This window comes from Pseudomonas sp. LBUM1666 (genome assembly GCF_059695775.1).
This window is the reverse complement of sequence record NZ_CP166789.1, coordinates 5594035-5612359: the sequence shown is the minus strand read 5'-3', so window position 1 is coordinate 5612359 and position 18325 is coordinate 5594035. Positions and strand designations below refer to the sequence as shown.

Annotated in this window: 15 protein-coding genes; all 15 read left to right on the top strand. The window is 55.0% G+C overall.

The window, feature by feature from the left end:
• The first annotated feature begins 34 nt into the window (after positions 1–34).
• The 15 genes from rplK to rplB all read left to right on the top strand — a co-directional run bounded on the left by rplK (position 35) and on the right by rplB (position 18321).
• Positions 35–466, top strand: a complete 432-nt coding sequence (gene rplK / locus ACA056_RS25935; protein WP_003210097.1) for a 50S ribosomal protein L11 — start codon at positions 35–37, stop codon at positions 464–466.
• Positions 466–1161, top strand: coding sequence for a 50S ribosomal protein L1 (gene rplA, locus ACA056_RS25930; protein WP_497268733.1), 696 nt, complete (start codon positions 466–468; stop codon positions 1159–1161). Before rplK ends, rplA begins: the two co-directional genes overlap by 1 nt.
• Before the next feature lie 198 nt (positions 1162–1359).
• Entirely contained in the window at positions 1360–1860 is a 501-nt protein-coding gene (gene rplJ, locus ACA056_RS25925) for a 50S ribosomal protein L10 (RefSeq protein ID WP_008145489.1), read from the top strand.
• 80 nt (positions 1861–1940) lie between these two features.
• On the top strand, positions 1941–2306 hold the full coding sequence (gene rplL, locus ACA056_RS25920; protein WP_008145490.1) for a 50S ribosomal protein L7/L12: 366 nt from the start codon (positions 1941–1943) through the stop codon (positions 2304–2306).
• 220 nt (positions 2307–2526) lie between these two features.
• Positions 2527–6600 (top strand): DNA-directed RNA polymerase subunit beta, encoded by a 4074-nt coding sequence (rpoB, locus tag ACA056_RS25915; protein WP_095131480.1) that lies wholly within the window; start codon positions 2527–2529, stop codon positions 6598–6600.
• Between the two features lie 64 nt (positions 6601–6664).
• Positions 6665–10864 carry a DNA-directed RNA polymerase subunit beta' gene (rpoC, locus tag ACA056_RS25910; RefSeq protein ID WP_282379310.1) on the top strand — a complete coding sequence of 1400 codons (4200 nt, stop codon included), beginning with the start codon at positions 6665–6667 and terminating at the stop codon, positions 10862–10864.
• Between the two features lie 216 nt (positions 10865–11080).
• Entirely contained in the window at positions 11081–11452 is a 372-nt protein-coding gene (gene rpsL, locus ACA056_RS25905; protein ID WP_002555494.1) for a 30S ribosomal protein S12, read from the top strand.
• Positions 11453–11570: 118 nt separating this feature from the next.
• Entirely contained in the window at positions 11571–12041 is a 471-nt protein-coding gene (gene rpsG, locus ACA056_RS25900) for a 30S ribosomal protein S7 (RefSeq protein ID WP_002555493.1), read from the top strand.
• A 30-nt stretch (positions 12042–12071) separates the two neighbouring features.
• On the top strand, positions 12072–14177 hold the full coding sequence (gene fusA, locus ACA056_RS25895) for an elongation factor G (RefSeq protein ID WP_461966598.1): 2106 nt from the start codon (positions 12072–12074) through the stop codon (positions 14175–14177).
• Between the two features lie 31 nt (positions 14178–14208).
• Positions 14209–15402, top strand: a complete 1194-nt coding sequence (gene tuf, locus ACA056_RS25890) for an elongation factor Tu (protein WP_201190746.1) — start codon at positions 14209–14211, stop codon at positions 15400–15402.
• A gap of 141 nt (positions 15403–15543) precedes the next feature.
• The gene (gene rpsJ, locus ACA056_RS25885) at positions 15544–15855 is read left to right on the top strand and encodes a 30S ribosomal protein S10 (RefSeq protein ID WP_003186070.1); all 312 of its coding nucleotides are present in this window, start codon (positions 15544–15546) and stop codon (positions 15853–15855) included.
• 80 nt (positions 15856–15935) lie between these two features.
• Positions 15936–16571, top strand: a complete 636-nt coding sequence (gene rplC / locus ACA056_RS25880; protein WP_003186059.1) for a 50S ribosomal protein L3 — start codon at positions 15936–15938, stop codon at positions 16569–16571.
• Between the two features lie 12 nt (positions 16572–16583).
• Entirely contained in the window at positions 16584–17186 is a 603-nt protein-coding gene (gene rplD / locus ACA056_RS25875) for a 50S ribosomal protein L4 (protein ID WP_007896707.1), read from the top strand.
• Positions 17183–17482 (top strand): 50S ribosomal protein L23, encoded by a 300-nt coding sequence (rplW, locus tag ACA056_RS25870; RefSeq protein ID WP_002555488.1) that lies wholly within the window; start codon positions 17183–17185, stop codon positions 17480–17482. The genes rplD and rplW overlap by 4 nt, the downstream gene beginning before the upstream one ends.
• 14 nt (positions 17483–17496) lie before the next feature.
• Positions 17497–18321 (top strand): 50S ribosomal protein L2, encoded by an 825-nt coding sequence (rplB, locus tag ACA056_RS25865; RefSeq protein WP_032884535.1) that lies wholly within the window; start codon positions 17497–17499, stop codon positions 18319–18321.
• Positions 18322–18325 lie beyond the last annotated feature (4 nt).

Here is an 18325-nt window from a genome sequence, read left to right as displayed (position 1 = left end):
TTCGAGGCGTTCGAACCCGTAATTGGAGTGCCTCATGGCCAAGAAGATTACCGCTTACATCAAGCTGCAAGTGAAGGCCGCTCAGGCTAACCCAAGCCCACCTGTTGGTCCTGCTCTGGGTCAGCACGGCGTGAACATCATGGAATTCTGCAAGGCCTTCAACGCCCGTACTCAGGGTATTGAGCCAGGTCTGCCGACTCCAGTGATCATCACTGTCTACAGCGACCGTAGCTTCACTTTCGAAACAAAATCCACACCTGCTTCGGTTCTGCTGAAGAAAGCTGCTGGTTTGACTAGCGGTTCCGCTCGTCCGAACACCGTTAAGGTTGGCACTGTTACCCGTGCTCAGCTGGAAGAAATCGCGAAAACCAAAAACGCGGATCTGACTGCAGCTGATATGGACGCGGCCGTGCGTACTATCGCCGGTTCTGCTCGTAGCATGGGCCTTAACGTGGAGGGTGTGTAATGGCTAAGTTGACCAAGCGTCAAAAGGCTATCGCCGGCAAAATCGAAGCAGGCAAGTCCTACAACTTTGTAGACGCTGCTGCTCTGCTGGCTGAGCTGTCGACCGTCAAGTTCAGCGAGTCGTTTGACGTTGCTGTAAACTTGGGTGTTGACCCGCGTAAATCCGACCAGGTCGTTCGTAGCGCTACTGTGCTGCCACACGGCACTGGCAAGACCGTTCGCGTTGCTGTGTTCACCCAGGGGCCAGCTGCTGAGGCCGCTTTGGCTGCCGGCGCTGACCGTGTAGGTATGGACGATCTGGCTGCCGAAATGAAAGCCGGCAACTTGAACTTCGACGTCGTTATCGCATCCCCGGATGCAATGCGCGTTGTCGGTCAGCTGGGTCAGATCCTGGGCCCACGTGGCCTGATGCCTAACCCTAAAGTCGGCACCGTAACCCCAGACGTAGCTACCGCGGTTAAAAACGCCAAGGCTGGTCAGGTTCGTTATCGCACCGACAAAAACGGCATCATTCACACCTCCGTTGGCAAAGTCGGCTTCGACGCCGTCAAGCTGAAGGAAAACGTTGAAGCCCTGATCGCTGATCTTAAGCGTATCAAGCCAGCTTCCTCGAAAGGTATTTACGTCAAGCGCGTTACCCTGAGCACCACCATGGGTCCAGGCCTGGTCATCGACCAAGGTTCGCTCGACGCGTAAGACACAGGTTGGTGCAAGCGATTGCGCCAATTGAAAGATTGGGGTCCCTGCCTGGCGGGGGCTATCCAAGACCGTAGGCGACGCAAGTCTTAAACCTCAAGCCTACGCAGATGGTGCTCCCGGTTCCTTACCGAATCAGACACCAAAACGACATCTGGCCTCGGTTGGATGAAACGGTAACAAGCAGGAGTTTTTCCCGTGGCAATTAAACTTGAAGACAAGAAGGCCATCGTCGCTGAAGTCAACAAGGCTGCCCAAGTTGCTCTGTCCGCTGTCGTGGCTGATGCCCGTGGCGTAACAGTAGGCGCTATGACCGGACTCCGTAAAGAGGCTCGTGAAGCTGGTGTATACGTACGTGTTGTACGTAACACCCTGCTCAAGCGCGCCGTTGCTGGCACTCAATATGACGTGCTCAACGACGTGTTCACCGGCCCGACCTTGATTGCATTCTCCAAAGATCATCCGGGCGCTGCTGCCCGTATCTTCAAAGAGTTCGCAAAAGGTCAGGATAAGTTCGAGATCAAGGCAGCTGCGTTCGAGGGCAAGTTCCTCGCAGCTAATCAGATCGACGTACTGGCAAGCCTGCCGACCCGTGACGAAGCAATTTCTCAGCTGATGAGCGTGATTCAAGGCGCAACCAGCAAATTGGCTCGTACTCTGGCGGCTCTTCGCGACCAGAAAGAAGCTGCTGCAGCCTAAGGCTGAGCGACTCCTTTCAGCGTTTATTGTTTATTTCGATGGCCGCGTAGGCTGTCACCCCAATACAGGAATTTATAGTCATGTCTCTGACTAACGACCAAATCATCGAAGCAATCGGCGAAAAATCCGTTCTGGAAATCGTTGAGCTGATCAAGGCCATGGAAGAGAAGTTCGGCGTTTCCGCTGCCGCTGCTTCCGCTGGTCCAGCTGCTGTCGCTGCCGTTGTTGAAGAACAAACTGAATTCAACGTCATGCTGCTGGAAGCTGGCGAGAAGAAAGTTAACGTGATCAAGGCAGTACGTGAACTGACCGGTCTGGGCTTGAAAGAAGCCAAGGCTGTAGTTGACGGCGCTCCTGGCGTTGTTCTGGAAGCTGTTTCGAAAGACGCAGCTGACAAAGCAAAAGCCACTCTGGAAGAAGCAGGCGCTAAAGTCGAGCTGAAGTAAGCATCGACTTTGCGTCTCCAGCCCGAGCGTTAAGCGAAAGGCTGATGGCTGGTGGCTCTTGCCACCGGCCTTTTTCCGTTATTGGCAGCCGACTGGGTCGGTGCTGATAACGAGCTGTAACCACCCGATGCGGTGGCGCAAACCATGGGGTTTGCACGATTTTCTGGCTGCTCCCGTCGGGAGGGGCCAAACAAGCAGGTGACCAAGCTGGGGAACGCTGATGGCTTACTCATATACTGAGAAAAAACGTATCCGCAAGGACTTTAGCAAGTTGCCGGACGTCATGGATGTGCCGTACCTCCTGGCCATCCAGCTGGATTCGTATCGTGAATTCTTGCAAGCGGGAGCGACTAAAGATCAGTTCCGCGACGTGGGCCTGCATGCGGCCTTCAAATCCGTTTTCCCGATCATCAGCTACTCCGGCAATGCTGCGCTGGAGTACGTCGGTTATCGCCTGGGCGAACCGGCATTTGATGTCAAAGAATGCGTATTGCGCGGTGTAACTTACGCCGTACCTTTGCGGGTAAAAGTGCGCCTGATCATTTTCGACAAAGAATCGTCGAACAAAGCGATCAAGGACATCAAAGAGCAAGAAGTCTACATGGGTGAAATCCCCCTGATGACTGAGAACGGTACCTTTGTAATCAACGGTACCGAGCGTGTAATCGTTTCCCAGCTGCACCGTTCCCCGGGCGTGTTCTTCGACCACGACCGTGGCAAGACGCACAGCTCCGGCAAACTGTTGTACTCGGCGCGTATCATTCCTTACCGCGGTTCGTGGTTGGACTTCGAGTTCGACCCGAAAGACTGCGTATTCGTGCGTATCGACCGTCGTCGCAAGCTGCCTGCATCGGTACTGCTGCGCGCGCTCGGCTATACCACTGAAGAAGTGCTCGACGCGTTCTACACCACCAACGTCTTCCACGTGCAAGGTGAAAACCTCAGCCTGGAACTGGTGCCTCACCGCCTGCGTGGTGAAATTGCTGTCCTGGATATCCTGGATGACAAAGGCAAGGTTATTGTCGAGCAAGGTCGTCGTATCACTGCTCGCCACATCAACCAGCTGGAAAAAGCCGGGATCAAAGAGCTGCAAGTGCCTCTGGACTACGTCCTGGGTCGCACTACCGCCAAGGTCATCGTGCATCCGGCAACCGGCGAAATCCTGGCAGAGTGCAACACAGAGCTGAACACCGAGATCCTGGCAAAAATCGCCAAGTCCCAGGTTGTTCGCATCGAAACTCTGTACACCAACGATATCGACTGTGGTCCGTTCGTCTCCGACACTCTGAAGATCGACTCCACCAGCAACCAGTTGGAAGCGCTGGTCGAGATCTATCGCATGATGCGTCCAGGCGAGCCGCCAACCAAAGACGCTGCCGAGACTCTGTTCAACAACCTGTTCTTCAGTCCTGAGCGCTATGACCTGTCTGCGGTCGGCCGGATGAAGTTCAACCGTCGTATCGGTCGTACCGAGATCGAAGGTTCGGGCGTGTTGTGCAAAGAAGACATCGTTGCGGTGCTGAAGACACTGGTCGACATCCGTAACGGTAAAGGCATCGTCGATGACATCGACCACCTGGGTAACCGTCGTGTTCGCTGCGTAGGCGAAATGGCCGAGAACCAGTTCCGCGTTGGCCTGGTACGTGTTGAGCGTGCGGTCAAAGAGCGTCTGTCGATGGCTGAAAGCGAAGGCCTGATGCCGCAAGACCTGATCAACGCCAAGCCAGTGGCTGCGGCGGTGAAAGAGTTCTTCGGTTCCAGCCAGCTTTCCCAGTTCATGGACCAGAACAACCCGCTGTCCGAGATCACCCACAAGCGTCGTGTTTCTGCACTCGGCCCTGGCGGTTTGACTCGTGAACGTGCTGGCTTTGAAGTTCGTGACGTACACCCGACTCACTACGGTCGTGTATGCCCGATTGAAACGCCGGAAGGTCCGAACATCGGTCTGATCAACTCCCTGGCCGCTTATGCGCGCACCAACCAGTACGGCTTCCTCGAAAGCCCGTACCGTGTGGTGAAAGACGCTCTGGTCACCGACGAGATCGTGTTCCTGTCTGCCATCGAAGAAGCTGATCACGTGATCGCTCAGGCTTCGGCCACGATGAACGACAAGAAAATGCTGATCGACGAGCTGGTAGCTGTTCGTCACTTGAACGAGTTCACCGTCAAGGCGCCGGAAGACGTCACCTTGATGGACGTTTCTCCGAAGCAGGTAGTTTCGGTTGCAGCGTCGCTGATCCCGTTCCTCGAGCACGATGACGCCAACCGTGCGTTGATGGGTTCGAACATGCAGCGTCAAGCTGTACCAACCCTGCGCGCTGACAAGCCGTTGGTCGGTACTGGCATGGAGCGTAACGTAGCTCGTGACTCCGGCGTTTGCGTCGTGGCTCGTCGTGGTGGCGTTATCGATTCCGTCGACGCCAGCCGTATCGTGGTTCGTGTTGCTGATGATGAAGTTGAAACCGGTGAAGCTGGTGTCGACATCTACAACCTGACCAAATACACCCGCTCCAACCAGAACACCTGCATCAACCAGCGTCCGCTGGTGCGTAAAGGTGATCGGGTTCAGCGTAGCGACATCATGGCTGACGGCCCGTCCACCGACATGGGTGAACTGGCGCTGGGTCAGAACATGCGCATCGCGTTCATGGCCTGGAACGGTTACAACTTCGAAGACTCCATCTGCCTGTCGGAACGAGTTGTTCAAGAAGACCGCTTTACCACGATCCACATTCAGGAACTGACCTGTGTGGCACGTGACACCAAGCTTGGGCCAGAGGAAATCACTGCAGACATCCCGAACGTGGGTGAAGCTGCACTGAACAAGCTGGACGAAGCCGGTATCGTTTACGTAGGTGCTGAAGTTGGCGCAGGCGACATCCTGGTTGGTAAGGTCACTCCGAAAGGCGAGACTCAACTGACTCCGGAAGAAAAACTGCTGCGTGCCATCTTCGGTGAAAAAGCCAGCGACGTTAAAGACACCTCCCTGCGCGTGCCTACCGGCACCAAGGGTACCGTCATCGACGTACAGGTCTTCACCCGCGACGGCGTTGAGCGTGATGCTCGTGCACTGTCGATCGAGAAGACTCAACTCGACGAGATCCGCAAGGACCTGAACGAAGAGTTCCGTATCGTTGAAGGCGCAACTTTCGAACGTCTGCGCTCCGCTCTGGTCGGCCATAAAGCCGAAGGCGGCGCCGGTCTGAAGAAAGGTCAGGAAATCACCGACGAAGTTCTCGACGGTCTTGAGCATGGTCAGTGGTTCAAACTGCGCATGGCTGAAGATGCTCTGAACGAGCAGCTCGAGAAGGCTCAGGCCTACATCGTTGATCGCCGCCGTCTGCTGGACGACAAGTTCGAAGACAAGAAGCGCAAACTGCAGCAGGGCGATGACCTGGCTCCAGGCGTGCTGAAAATCGTCAAGGTTTACCTGGCAATCCGTCGCCGCATCCAGCCGGGCGACAAGATGGCCGGTCGTCACGGTAACAAAGGTGTGGTCTCCGTGATCATGCCGGTTGAAGACATGCCGCACGATGCCAATGGCACCCCGGTCGACGTCGTCCTCAACCCGTTGGGTGTACCTTCGCGTATGAACGTTGGTCAGATCCTTGAAACCCACCTGGGCCTCGCGGCTAAAGGCTTGGGCGAGAAGATCAACCGGATGATCGAAGAACAGCGCAAAGTCGCTGAGCTTCGTAAATTCCTGGACGAGATCTACAACCAGATCGGCGGTCGTAACGAAGATCTGGATAGCTTCTCCGACCAGGAAATCCTGGATCTGGCGAAGAACCTGCGTGGCGGCGTTCCAATGGCCACTCCAGTGTTCGACGGCGCCAAGGAAAGCGAAATCAAGGCCATGCTGAAACTGGCAGACCTGCCAGAAAGCGGGCAGATGCAGCTGACCGACGGCCGTACCGGCAACAAGTTCGAGCGCCCGGTTACTGTTGGCTACATGTACATGCTGAAGCTGAACCACTTGGTAGACGACAAGATGCACGCTCGTTCTACCGGTTCGTACAGCCTGGTTACTCAGCAGCCGCTGGGTGGTAAGGCGCAGTTCGGTGGTCAGCGTTTCGGGGAGATGGAGGTCTGGGCACTGGAAGCATACGGTGCTGCTTACACTCTGCAAGAAATGCTCACAGTGAAGTCGGACGATGTGAACGGCCGTACCAAGATGTACAAAAACATCGTGGATGGCGATCACCGTATGGAGCCGGGCATGCCCGAGTCCTTCAACGTGTTGATCAAGGAAATTCGTTCCCTCGGCATCGATATCGATCTGGAAACCGAATAACACGTGACGCGAATCGAGAGCGGGGCAGGATTGCCCGCTCTCTGCTCCGCCAGGAGGAAAGGCCTTGAAAGACCTACTGAATTTGCTGAAAAACCAGGGTCAAGTCGAAGAGTTCGACGCCATCCGTATTGGATTGGCATCGCCTGAGATGATCCGTTCGTGGTCGTTCGGTGAAGTTAAAAAACCGGAAACCATCAACTACCGTACGTTCAAACCTGAGCGTGATGGCCTGTTCTGCGCCAAGATCTTTGGCCCGGTAAAGGATTACGAGTGCCTGTGCGGTAAGTACAAGCGCTTGAAGCACCGTGGTGTGATCTGCGAGAAGTGCGGCGTTGAAGTTGCGCTGGCCAAAGTTCGTCGTGAGCGCATGGCGCACATCGAACTGGCTTCGCCAGTTGCCCACATCTGGTTCCTGAAATCGCTGCCGTCGCGTATCGGTTTGCTGATGGACATGACCCTGCGTGATATCGAACGCGTTCTCTACTTCGAGAGCTATGTCGTTATCGATCCAGGCATGACCACCCTTGAAAAAGGTCAGCTGCTGAACGACGAGCAGTACTTCGAAGCGCTGGAAGAGTTTGGTGATGATTTCGATGCCCGCATGGGTGCCGAGGCTGTCCGTGAACTGCTGCACGCTATCGACCTGGAACACGAGATTGGCCGTCTGCGTGAAGAAATTCCGCAAACCAACTCCGAAACCAAAATCAAGAAGCTGTCCAAGCGTCTGAAGTTGATGGAAGCCTTCCAGGGTTCCGGCAACCTGCCAGAGTGGATGGTGCTGACCGTTCTGCCGGTTCTGCCGCCAGATCTGCGTCCATTGGTCCCGCTGGATGGCGGTCGCTTCGCGACTTCCGACCTCAACGATCTGTATCGTCGAGTGATCAACCGTAACAACCGTTTGAAGCGCCTGCTTGATCTGTCCGCTCCGGACATCATCGTGCGCAACGAAAAGCGTATGTTGCAGGAAGCTGTCGACGCACTGCTCGATAACGGTCGTCGTGGCCGCGCTATCACTGGTTCCAACAAGCGTCCTCTGAAATCCCTGGCTGACATGATCAAGGGTAAACAAGGTCGTTTCCGTCAGAACTTGCTCGGTAAGCGTGTTGACTACTCCGGTCGTTCGGTAATTACCGTAGGTCCGACCCTGCGTCTGCACCAGTGCGGTCTGCCGAAGAAGATGGCTCTCGAGCTGTTCAAGCCGTTCATTTTCGGCAAGCTGGAAATGCGTGGTCTCGCTACCACCATCAAAGCTGCCAAGAAGATGGTCGAGCGCGAGCTGCCTGAGGTTTGGGACGTTCTCGCTGAAGTGATCCGTGAACACCCGGTTCTCCTCAACCGTGCACCGACCCTTCACCGTCTGGGTATCCAGGCGTTTGAACCAGTACTGATCGAAGGTAAGGCTATCCAGCTGCACCCGTTGGTCTGTGCTGCGTACAACGCCGACTTCGACGGCGACCAAATGGCCGTGCACGTACCGCTGACACTGGAAGCCCAGTTGGAAGCGCGTGCGTTGATGATGTCGACCAACAACATTCTGTCGCCAGCCAACGGTGAGCCAATCATCGTTCCGTCGCAGGACGTTGTATTGGGTCTGTACTACATGACTCGTGAAGCGATCAACGCCAAGGGCGAAGGTCGTGTGTTCGCGGATCTGCAAGAAGTTGACCGTGTGTTCCGTGCCGGCGAAGCCGCACTGCACGCTAAAGTCAAAGTGCGGATCAACGAAACCGTCAACGATCGTGACGGTGGCAGCGTCAAGAACACCCGTATCGTCGACACTACTGTCGGCCGTGCGCTGTTGTTCCAGGTTGTTCCACCTGGCCTGTCGTACGACGTCGTCAACCAGCCGATGAAGAAAAAGGCGATCTCCAAGCTGATCAACCAGTGCTACCGCGTGGTTGGTTTGAAAGAGACCGTGATCTTCGCTGACCAGTTGATGTACACCGGTTTTGCCTATTCGACCATTTCCGGCGTTTCCATCGGTGTTAACGACTTCGTTATCCCGGATGAAAAAGCTCGCATCATCAGTGCTGCCACTGATGAAGTGAAAGAGATCGAAAGTCAGTACGCCTCTGGCCTGGTAACCCAGGGCGAGAAGTACAACAAAGTGATCGACCTTTGGTCCAAGGCGAACGACGAAGTTTCCAAGGCGATGATGGCCAACCTCTCGAAAGAGAAAGTCATCGACCGTCATGGTGTCGAAGTCGACCAGGAATCCTTCAACTCGATGTACATGATGGCCGACTCTGGCGCACGGGGTTCTGCTGCGCAGATCCGTCAGCTCGCCGGTATGCGTGGCCTGATGGCCAAGCCGGACGGTTCCATCATCGAAACGCCGATTACTGCGAACTTCCGTGAAGGTTTGAGCGTACTTCAGTACTTCATCTCCACTCACGGTGCTCGTAAAGGTTTGGCGGATACCGCGTTGAAAACTGCGAACTCCGGTTACCTGACTCGTCGTCTGGTAGACGTGGCGCAGGATCTGGTAGTAACCGAGATCGATTGCGGCACCGAACATGGCCTGGTAATGACTCCGCACATTGAAGGCGGTGACGTTGTTGAGCCGTTGGGTGAGCGCGTATTGGGTCGTGTTATTGCCCGTGACGTGTACAAGCCAGGTACCGAAGAAATCATCGTTCCTGCCGGCACGCTGGTAGATGAGAAGTGGGTTGAGTTCATCGAGCTGAACAGCATCGATGAAGTGATCGTGCGTTCGCCGATCAGCTGTGAAACGCGCTACGGCATTTGCGCCAAGTGCTACGGCCGTGACTTGGCTCGTGGCCACCAGGTGAACATCGGTGAAGCGGTCGGTGTTATCGCTGCCCAGTCCATCGGTGAGCCGGGTACCCAGCTGACCATGCGTACGTTCCACATCGGTGGTGCGGCAAGCCGGACCTCCGCAGCCGACAGCGTTCAGGTGAAGAATGGCGGTACCGTCCGTCTGCACAACCTGAAGCACGTTGAGCGAGTGGATGGTTGCCTGGTTGCTGTGTCCCGTTCCGGTGAGCTGGCGATCGCTGATGACTTCGGTCGTGAGCGCGAGCGTTACAAGCTGCCGTACGGTGCTGTGATTTCGGTTAAAGAAGGTGACAAGGTCGACGCTGGCGCAATCGTGGCCAAGTGGGATCCGCACACTCACCCAATCGTTACCGAAATGAAAGGTACCGTGACCTACGTGGGCATGGAAGAAGGCATCACGATCAAGCGTCAGACTGACGAATTGACCGGTATGACCAACATTGAAGTACTCGACGCCAAAGATCGTCCAGCTGCCGGTAAAGATATCCGTCCTGCTGTGAAGATGGTTGATGACAACGGCAAGGATCTCTTGCTGCCGGGTACCGACGTAATTGCTCAGTACTTCCTGCCTGCTAACGCCCTTGTCGGTGTAGCGGACGGTGCGAAAATCGCGATCGGTGATGTTATCGCTCGTATTCCGCAAGAGACTTCGAAGACCCGTGACATCACCGGTGGTCTGCCGCGTGTTGCCGACTTGTTCGAAGCTCGTCGTCCGAAAGAAGCCTCGATTCTGGCTGAAGTCAGCGGCACCATCGCGTTCGGTAAAGAGACCAAAGGCAAGCGCCGTCTGGTTATCACCCCGAACGACGGTAGCGATCCGTACGAAGAGCTGATTCCGAAGTGGCGTCACCTGAACGTCTTCGAAGGCGAACAGGTAAACCGCGGCGAAGTTATCTCCGACGGGCCGAGCGATCCACACGACATCCTGCGTCTGCTGGGTGTGAGTGCGCTGGCCAAGTACATCGTGAACGAGATCCAGGACGTTTATCGTCTGCAAGGCGTGAAGATCAACGACAAGCACATCGAGACCATCCTGCGTCAGATGCTGCGTAAAGTTGAAATCGCTGAATCCGGCGATTCCACTTTCATCAAGGGCGACCAGATGGAATTGACTCACGTTCTGGTAGAAAACGAGCGTCTGGCGGGCGACGAGAAATTCGTTTCCAAGTTCACTCGCGTGCTGCTGGGTATCACCAAGGCGTCGTTGTCCACCGAATCGTTCATCTCGGCGGCTTCCTTCCAGGAAACCACTCGCGTATTGACCGAAGCGGCGGTAACCGGCAAGCGCGATTACCTGCGCGGCCTGAAAGAAAACGTGGTCGTGGGTCGTCTGATCCCGGCTGGTACCGGTCTGGCTTATCACAGCGAGCGCAAGCGTCGCCGTGAAGCTGACAAACCGTTGCGCGTAAGCGCCAGTGAAGTGGAAGCTGCACTGACCGAAGCATTGAACTCGAGCGGTAACTGAGTTCTGCGGTAAATGAGCGTGAGGCCCTGGTCGCTCCGTTCATCGAATCGAGACAATTCGTCGAGGTTGGATGAGGGGGGAGATCGGGGCCTTGCCTTGACTGGGGGCAAGATCCTCTTTAGACTCTTGTACCCCTAAATTTGGCGGGAATTCGTTCCTGCCATTTTGCTTTTCTTGCAAGACAATAGCGTCGCAAGACAACAGTGGAGCTAGTAGATGGCAACTATCAACCAGCTGGTACGTCAGCCGCGTAAGCGTATCGTCGAGAAATCCGACGTGCCTGCGCTGCAGAACTGCCCGCAACGTCGTGGCGTATGCACCCGTGTGTATACCACCACGCCGAAAAAACCTAACTCGGCACTGCGTAAAGTATGCCGTGTGCGTCTGACCAACGGTTTCGAGGTTTCCTCGTACATCGGCGGTGAAGGCCACAACCTGCAAGAGCACAGCGTGGTACTGATCCGCGGCGGTCGTGTAAAAGACTTGCCAGGTGTTCGTTACCACACCGTACGCGGTTCTTTGGATACTTCCGGCGTTAAAGGTCGTAACCAGGGTCGTTCGAAGTACGGTACCAAGAAGCCTAAGTAGTAGCGGCTTTTTGTAAAAACTGATTTTCTATTTTTCTGAGTCGATAAGAGTAAGGTCGGAGGCGTCCCGAAAGGGCACCGATTCCGAGCGAACCTGAAGACCGTTTGAGGGCTTATCCATGCCAAGAAGACGCGTAGCAGCCAAGCGCGAAGTGCTTGACGATCCAAAATACGGTAGCCAAATCCTGGCCAAGTTCATGAACCACGTTATGGAAAGCGGCAAGAAAGCCGTTGCCGAACGTATCGTTTATGGCGCGCTGGAGAAGGTTAAAGAGCGCAAGAACAGCGATCCCCTGGAAATCTTCGAGAAAGCTCTCGACGCCATCGCTCCGCTGGTCGAAGTGAAGTCGCGCCGTGTAGGCGGTGCTACTTACCAGGTTCCGGTCGAAGTTCGCCCGTCCCGTCGTAACGCCCTGGCAATGCGCTGGTTGGTAGACTTCGCCCGCAAGCGCGGCGAGAAGTCTATGGCTCTGCGTTTGGCTGGCGAGCTGTTGGATGCTGCCGAAGGTAAAGGTGCTGCAGTTAAGAAGCGTGAAGACGTGCACCGTATGGCTGAAGCCAACAAGGCTTTCTCGCACTACCGCTTCTAATTTTAGCGTCACTAATTTTGCGAGGGCTTTATGGCTCGTACTACACCGATTAATCGCTACCGTAACATTGGTATCGTTGCTCACGTGGATGCTGGTAAAACCACCACCACTGAGCGCGTCCTTTTTTACACTGGCAAAAGTCACAAGATGGGCGAGGTGCATGACGGCGCCGCGACCACAGACTGGATGGTGCAGGAGCAGGAGCGTGGTATTACCATTACTTCTGCTGCTATTACCGCCTTCTGGCAGGGTTCCGAGAAGCAGCACAAAGACCAATACCGCTTCAACGTTATTGATACCCCGGGCCACGTTGACTTCACTATTGAAGTTGAACGTTCCCTGCGTGTACTCGATGGCGCGGTCGTTGTGTTCTGCGGCACCTCGGGTGTTGAGCCTCAGTCGGAAACCGTATGGCGTCAAGCCAACAAATACGGCGTTCCACGTCTTGTTTACGTAAACAAGATGGACCGTGCTGGTGCAAACTTCCTGCGCGTGATCGGTCAGATCAAGCAGCGTCTGGGTCATACCCCGGTGCCAATCCAGTTGGCTATCGGTTCCGAAGACAACTTCCAGGGTCAGATCGATCTGATGGCCATGGAAGCTGTTTACTGGAATGACGCTGACAAAGGCATGGTTCCAGTTCGCAAGCCTATCCCTGCTGAACTGCAGGAATTGGCTGACGAGTGGCGTGGCAATATGGTTGAGGCTGCGGCCGAAGCCAGCGAAGAGCTGATGAACAAGTACCTCGAAGGTGAAGAACTCACCAACGAGGAAATCAAGGCCGCTCTGCGTCAGCGTACTATCGCTGGTGAGATCGTTCTGGCTGTTTGCGGTTCTTCCTTCAAGAACAAGGGTGTTCCCCTGGTTCTCGACGCCGTTATCGATTACCTGCCTGCACCTGTCGATATTCCTGCCATCAAGGGTACTGACCCGGATGACGAGACTATCGAGTTGGAGCGTCATGCAGATGACAGCGAACCGTTCTCCGCTCTGGCATTCAAAATTGCCACCGACCCATTCGTGGGTACCTTGACCTTCGTCCGTGTTTACTCGGGCGTGTTGAACTCCGGCGACGGCGTGATCAACTCGGTCAAAGGCAAGAAAGAGCGCGTGGGTCGTATGGTGCAAATGCACGCAAACGCCCGTGAAGAAATCAAGGAAGTACGCGCTGGTGACATCGCGGCCTTGATCGGCATGAAGGACGTCACCACTGGTGAAACTTTGTGCAACGGTGACAAACCAATCATCCTGGTTCGTATGGACTTCCCGGAACCGGTTATTTCGGTTGCCGTAGAGCCTAAGACCAAGGACGACCAGGAAAAAATGGGTGTCGCTCTGGGCAAGCTCGCTCAGGAAGATCCATCTTTCCGCGTCAAGACTGATGAAGAGACTGGTCAAACGATCATCTCCGGCATGGGCGAGTTGCACCTGGACATCCTGGTTGACCGGATGCGCCGTGAGTTCAACGTCGAAGCCAACATCGGTAAGCCTCAGGTTTCCTATCGTGAGCGCATCACGAAGAACTGTGAAATCGAAGGTAAGTTCGTTCGTCAATCCGGCGGTCGTGGCCAGTTTGGTCACTGCTGGATTCGTTTTGCGCCTGCTGACGAAGGTCAGGAAGGTCTGCAATTCGTGAACGAAGTAGTGGGTGGTGTGGTTCCTAAGGAATACATCCCGGCTATCCAGAAGGGTATCGAAGAGCAGATGAAGAACGGCGTTGTCGCCGGCTATCCGCTGATCGGCCTGAAGGCTACCGTGTTTGACGGTTCTTACCACGACGTCGACTCCAACGAGATGGCGTTTAAGGTGGCCGCTTCCATGGCGACCAAGCAACTGGCCCAGAAAGGCGGTGGTGAGTTGCTTGAGCCGATCATGGCGGTAGAGGTTGTTACGCCTGAAGACTATATGGGTGACGTGATGGGCGACCTTAACCGTCGTCGCGGCATGATCCTGGGTATGGAAGATACGGTTTCCGGCAAAGTAATTCGTGCCGAGGTTCCGTTGGGTGAGATGTTCGGTTACGCAACCGACGTTCGCTCCATGTCCCAAGGTCGCGCAAGCTACTCTATGGAATTCAAAAAATACAATACAGCTCCGTCGCATATCGTCGAAACTGTTACCAAAAAACAAGGCTGATTCAGCCCCTTTAGGCTAGGAGTTAATTGTCGTGGCTAAAGAAAAATTTGTACGTGACCTCCCGCACGTTAACGTTGGCACCATCGGTCACGTTGACCACGGTAAAACCACGCTGACCGCTGCTCTGACTCGCGTCTGCTCCGAAGTTTTCGGTTCGGCCGTTGTTGCTTTCGACAAGATCGACAGCGCTCCGGAAGAAAAGGCTCGTGGTATCACCATCAACACCGCGCACGTTGAATACAACTCGCTGATCCGTCACTACGCTCACGTTGACTGCCCAGGTCACGCTGACTATGTGAAGAACATGATCACCGGTGCTGCTCAGATGGACGGCGCTATCCTGGTTTGCTCGGCCGCTGATGGTCCGATGCCACAGACTCGTGAGCACATCCTGCTGTCCCGTCAGGTTGGCGTTCCGTACATCGTTGTCTTCCTGAACAAGGCTGACATGGTTGACGACGCTGAGCTGCTGGAACTGGTTGAGATGGAAGTGCGCGATCTGCTGAGCACTTACGACTTCCCGGGTGACGACACTCCGATCATCATCGGTTCCGCTCTGATGGCTCTGAACGGTCAAGACGACAACGAAATGGGCACAACTGCCGTTCGTAAACTGGTTGAGACTCTGGACAGCTACATTCCAGATCCAGTTCGTGTTATCGACAAGCCGTTCCTGATGCCAATCGAAGACGTATTCTCGATCTCCGGTCGCGGTACTGTTGTAACTGGTCGTATCGAGCGCGGTATCGTCAAGGTTCAGGATTCGCTGGAAATCGTTGGTCTGCGTGACACTGTTGTCACCACCTGCACCGGTGTTGAAATGTTCCGTAAGCTGCTCGACGAAGGTCGTGCTGGCGAGAACTGCGGCGTGCTGCTGCGCGGCACCAAGCGTGACGACGTTGAGCGTGGCCAGGTTCTGGTCAAGCCAGGTTCGGTTAAGCCGCACACTACCTTCGAAGCTGAAGTGTACGTGTTGAGCAAAGAAGAAGGCGGTCGCCACACTCCGTTCTTCAAAGGCTACCGTCCACAGTTCTACTTCCGGACCACTGACGTGACCGGTAACTGCGAGCTGCCGGAAGGCGTTGAAATGGTAATGCCGGGCGACAACATCAAAATGGTTGTCACCCTGATCAAAACCATCGCAATGGAAGATGGTCTGCGTTTCGCTATTCGTGAAGGCGGTCGTACCGTCGGCGCTGGCGTCGTAGCCAAAATCATCGCCTAATAAGTGATGACTTGAAAAAGCCCCCGCCTAGCGGGGGCTTTTTTATTGGGTTGACACTGTAGTAGCCCGTCTATAGAATTGCGCCTCCTTTTAACGGGCGTATTGCGCTCGCTGGGAATAGCAGCCGGAGTCTGAAATCCAATGCAAAATCAGCAAATCCGTATCAGGTTGAAGGCTTTTGACCATCGCCTGATCGACCAATCCACCCAGGAAATCGTGGAAACCGCGAAACGTACTGGTGCTCAAGTGCGTGGTCCAATTCCACTGCCTACCCGTAAAGAGCGGTTCACCGTTCTGGTCTCCCCGCACGTCAACAAAGACGCGCGTGACCAGTATGAGATCCGTACTCATAAGCGCGTTCTGGACATCGTCCAGCCAACGGATAAAACCGTTGATGCTCTTATGAAGCTTGATCTTGCGGCCGGTGTGGAAGTGCAGATCAGCCTCGGCTAAGACTCGGTCTTAGTCGTGTAACGCTCTGAAATGGGCGGCCATAGCGGGTGAAAGCCCCGTACACTCATGAGGTTTACAACATGACTATTGGTGTAGTCGGTCGTAAATGCGGTATGACCCGTATTTTCACCGAAGAAGGTGTCTCCATTCCGGTCACGGTCATTGAGATCGAACCGAATCGCGTCACCCAGTTCAAAACTGAAGAGACCGATGGCTATCGTGCAGTGCAAGTCACTGTAGGCGAGCGTCGTGCTTCGCGTGTTACAGCTGCTCAAGCTGGCCACTTCGCTAAAGCGAACGTTGCCGCTGGTCGTACCGTAATGGAATTCCGTCTTGAAGAAGGCGAGTACCAGGCCGGCGATCTGATCAACGCTGAAATCTTCGCCGCTGGTCAGCTGGTTGATGTAACCGGTCAGTCCAAAGGTAAAGGCTTCCAGGGTACGATCAAGCGTTGGAATTTCCGCGGGCAAGATAATACCCACGGTAACTCCGTATCCCACCGCGTTCCAGGCTCTATCGGCCAGTGCCAGACTCCTGGTCGTGTATTCAAGGGCAAAAAAATGTCCGGTCATATGGGCGCTGAGCGCGTGACCGTGCAGTCCCTCGAAGTAGTGCGCGTGGACGCTGAACGCAATCTGTTGTTGGTCAAGGGCGCTGTTCCTGGCGCTACTGGCGGCAACTTGGTTGTACGTCCAGCAGCCAAGGCTCGCGGTTAAGGGGAAGCTGACATGCAATTAAATGTAAATGACGCTCAAGCGATCGAAGTTTCCGAACTGACATTTGGCGGCGAATTCAACGAGACGCTGGTTCACCAAGCAGTCGTGGCCTACATGGCCGGCGGCCGTCAAGGTAGCAAGCAGCAAAAGACCCGTTCCGACGTTCGTGGTGGCGGTAAGCGCCCATGGCGTCAGAAAGGTACTGGCCGTGCTCGTGCCGGTACTATCCGTAGCCCAATCTGGCGTGGCGGCGGTACCACTTTCGCAGCTCGTCCTCAGGATCACACCCAGAAGCTGAACAAGAAGATGTATCGCGCAGCAATGCGTTCCATCCTTGCTGAGCTGGTGCGTACTGATCGTCTGGTTGTGGTTCAGGACTTCGCTGTTGATGCACCGAAGACCAAAGATCTGCTGAACAAACTGACCGGCATGGGCCTGACTGACGTCTTGATCGTGTCTGAAGTGGTTGATCAGAACCTGTACCTGGCTGCTCGTAACCTGCCACACGTTGATGTACGTGACGTGCAAGGTTCCGATCCAGTTAGTCTGATCGCATACGACAAGGTGTTGATCACCGTGTCGGCCGTGAAGAAATTCGAGGAGCTGCTGGGATGAACCAGGAACGCGTATTTAAAGTTCTGCTTGGCCCGCACGTTTCCGAGAAGGCTACGGTTCTGGCTGACAAGAAAGGCCAGTTCGTTTTCAAGGTTGCAACTGACGCAACCAAGCTGGAAATCAAGAAGGCCGTCGAAAGCCTGTTCAGCGTGAAAGTAGAGCGTGTTACTACCCTGAATGTTCTGGGTAAGAGCAAGCGCACTGCTCGCGGTCTGGGCAAGCGTAATGACTGGAAGAAGGCAGTTATCTCCCTTCAACCAGGCCAAGATCTCGATTTCAGCAGCAGTGCTGAGTAAGGAAGGGGTGCATCATGGCAATCGTTAAATGCAAACCGACTTCCCCTGGCCGCCGTTTTGTGGTCAAGGTGGTCAACCAGGAGCTGCATAAAGGCGCTCCTCACGCACCGCTGCTCGAGAAAAAATCGAAGACTGGTGGTCGTAACAACAATGGTCGTATTACCACTCGTCACATCGGTGGTGGCCATAAGCAGCATTATCGTCTGGTCGATTTCCGTCGCAATGACAAAGATGGCATCACTGCCACTGTCGAGCGTATCGAATACGATCCAAACCGTACTGCTCACATCGCTCTGCTGCTGTACGCAGATGGCGAGCGTCGCTACATCATCGCCCCTAAAGGCGTGAGTGCTGGTGACCAGCTGATCGCAGGTGCTCTGGCACCGATCAAGCCGGGCAACGCTCTGCAACTGCGTAACATTCCAGTTGGTAGCACCGTACACGGCATCGAATTGAAGCCAGGTAAAGGCGCGCAAATCGCTCGTTCCGCTGGTGCTTCGGCTCAGCTGATCGCTCGTGAAGGTGTCTACGTGACCCTGCGTCTGCGTTCTGGTGAGATGCGTAAAGTGCTGGCTGAATGCCGCGCGACCCTGGGTGAAGTCTCGAACTCCGAGCACAGCCTGCGTTCGCTGGGTAAAGCTGGTGCCAAACGCTGGCGTGGCGTTCGCCCAACCGTTCGTGGTGTTGCCATGAACCCGGTTGACCACCCACATGGTGGTGGTGAAGGTCGTACCTCTGGTGGTCGTCATCCGGTATCGCCATGGGGCTTCCCGACTAAGGGCGCGAAGACTCGTGGTAATAAGCGTACCGACAAAATGATCGTCCGTCGTCGCAAGTAAATAG

Excerpts from the sequence above, each read along its gene's own strand:
- rplK (WP_003210097.1), top strand. The coding sequence starts at position 35 with ATGGCCAAGAAGATTACCGCTTACATCAAGCTGCAAGTGAAGGCCGCT.
- rplA (WP_497268733.1), top strand. The coding sequence starts at position 466 with ATGGCTAAGTTGACCAAGCGTCAAAAGGCTATCGCCGGCAAAATCGAA.
- rplL (WP_008145490.1), top strand. The coding sequence starts at position 1,941 with ATGTCTCTGACTAACGACCAAATCATCGAAGCAATCGGCGAAAAATCC.
- rpoB (WP_095131480.1), top strand. The coding sequence starts at position 2,527 with ATGGCTTACTCATATACTGAGAAAAAACGTATCCGCAAGGACTTTAGC.
- rpsL (WP_002555494.1), top strand. The coding sequence starts at position 11,081 with ATGGCAACTATCAACCAGCTGGTACGTCAGCCGCGTAAGCGTATCGTC.
- rpsG (WP_002555493.1), top strand. The coding sequence starts at position 11,571 with ATGCCAAGAAGACGCGTAGCAGCCAAGCGCGAAGTGCTTGACGATCCA.
- fusA (WP_461966598.1), top strand. The coding sequence starts at position 12,072 with ATGGCTCGTACTACACCGATTAATCGCTACCGTAACATTGGTATCGTT.
- rpsJ (WP_003186070.1), top strand. The coding sequence starts at position 15,544 with ATGCAAAATCAGCAAATCCGTATCAGGTTGAAGGCTTTTGACCATCGC.
- rplC (WP_003186059.1), top strand. The coding sequence starts at position 15,936 with ATGACTATTGGTGTAGTCGGTCGTAAATGCGGTATGACCCGTATTTTC.
- rplD (WP_007896707.1), top strand. The coding sequence starts at position 16,584 with ATGCAATTAAATGTAAATGACGCTCAAGCGATCGAAGTTTCCGAACTG.
- rplW (WP_002555488.1), top strand. The coding sequence starts at position 17,183 with ATGAACCAGGAACGCGTATTTAAAGTTCTGCTTGGCCCGCACGTTTCC.
- rplB (WP_032884535.1), top strand. The coding sequence starts at position 17,497 with ATGGCAATCGTTAAATGCAAACCGACTTCCCCTGGCCGCCGTTTTGTG.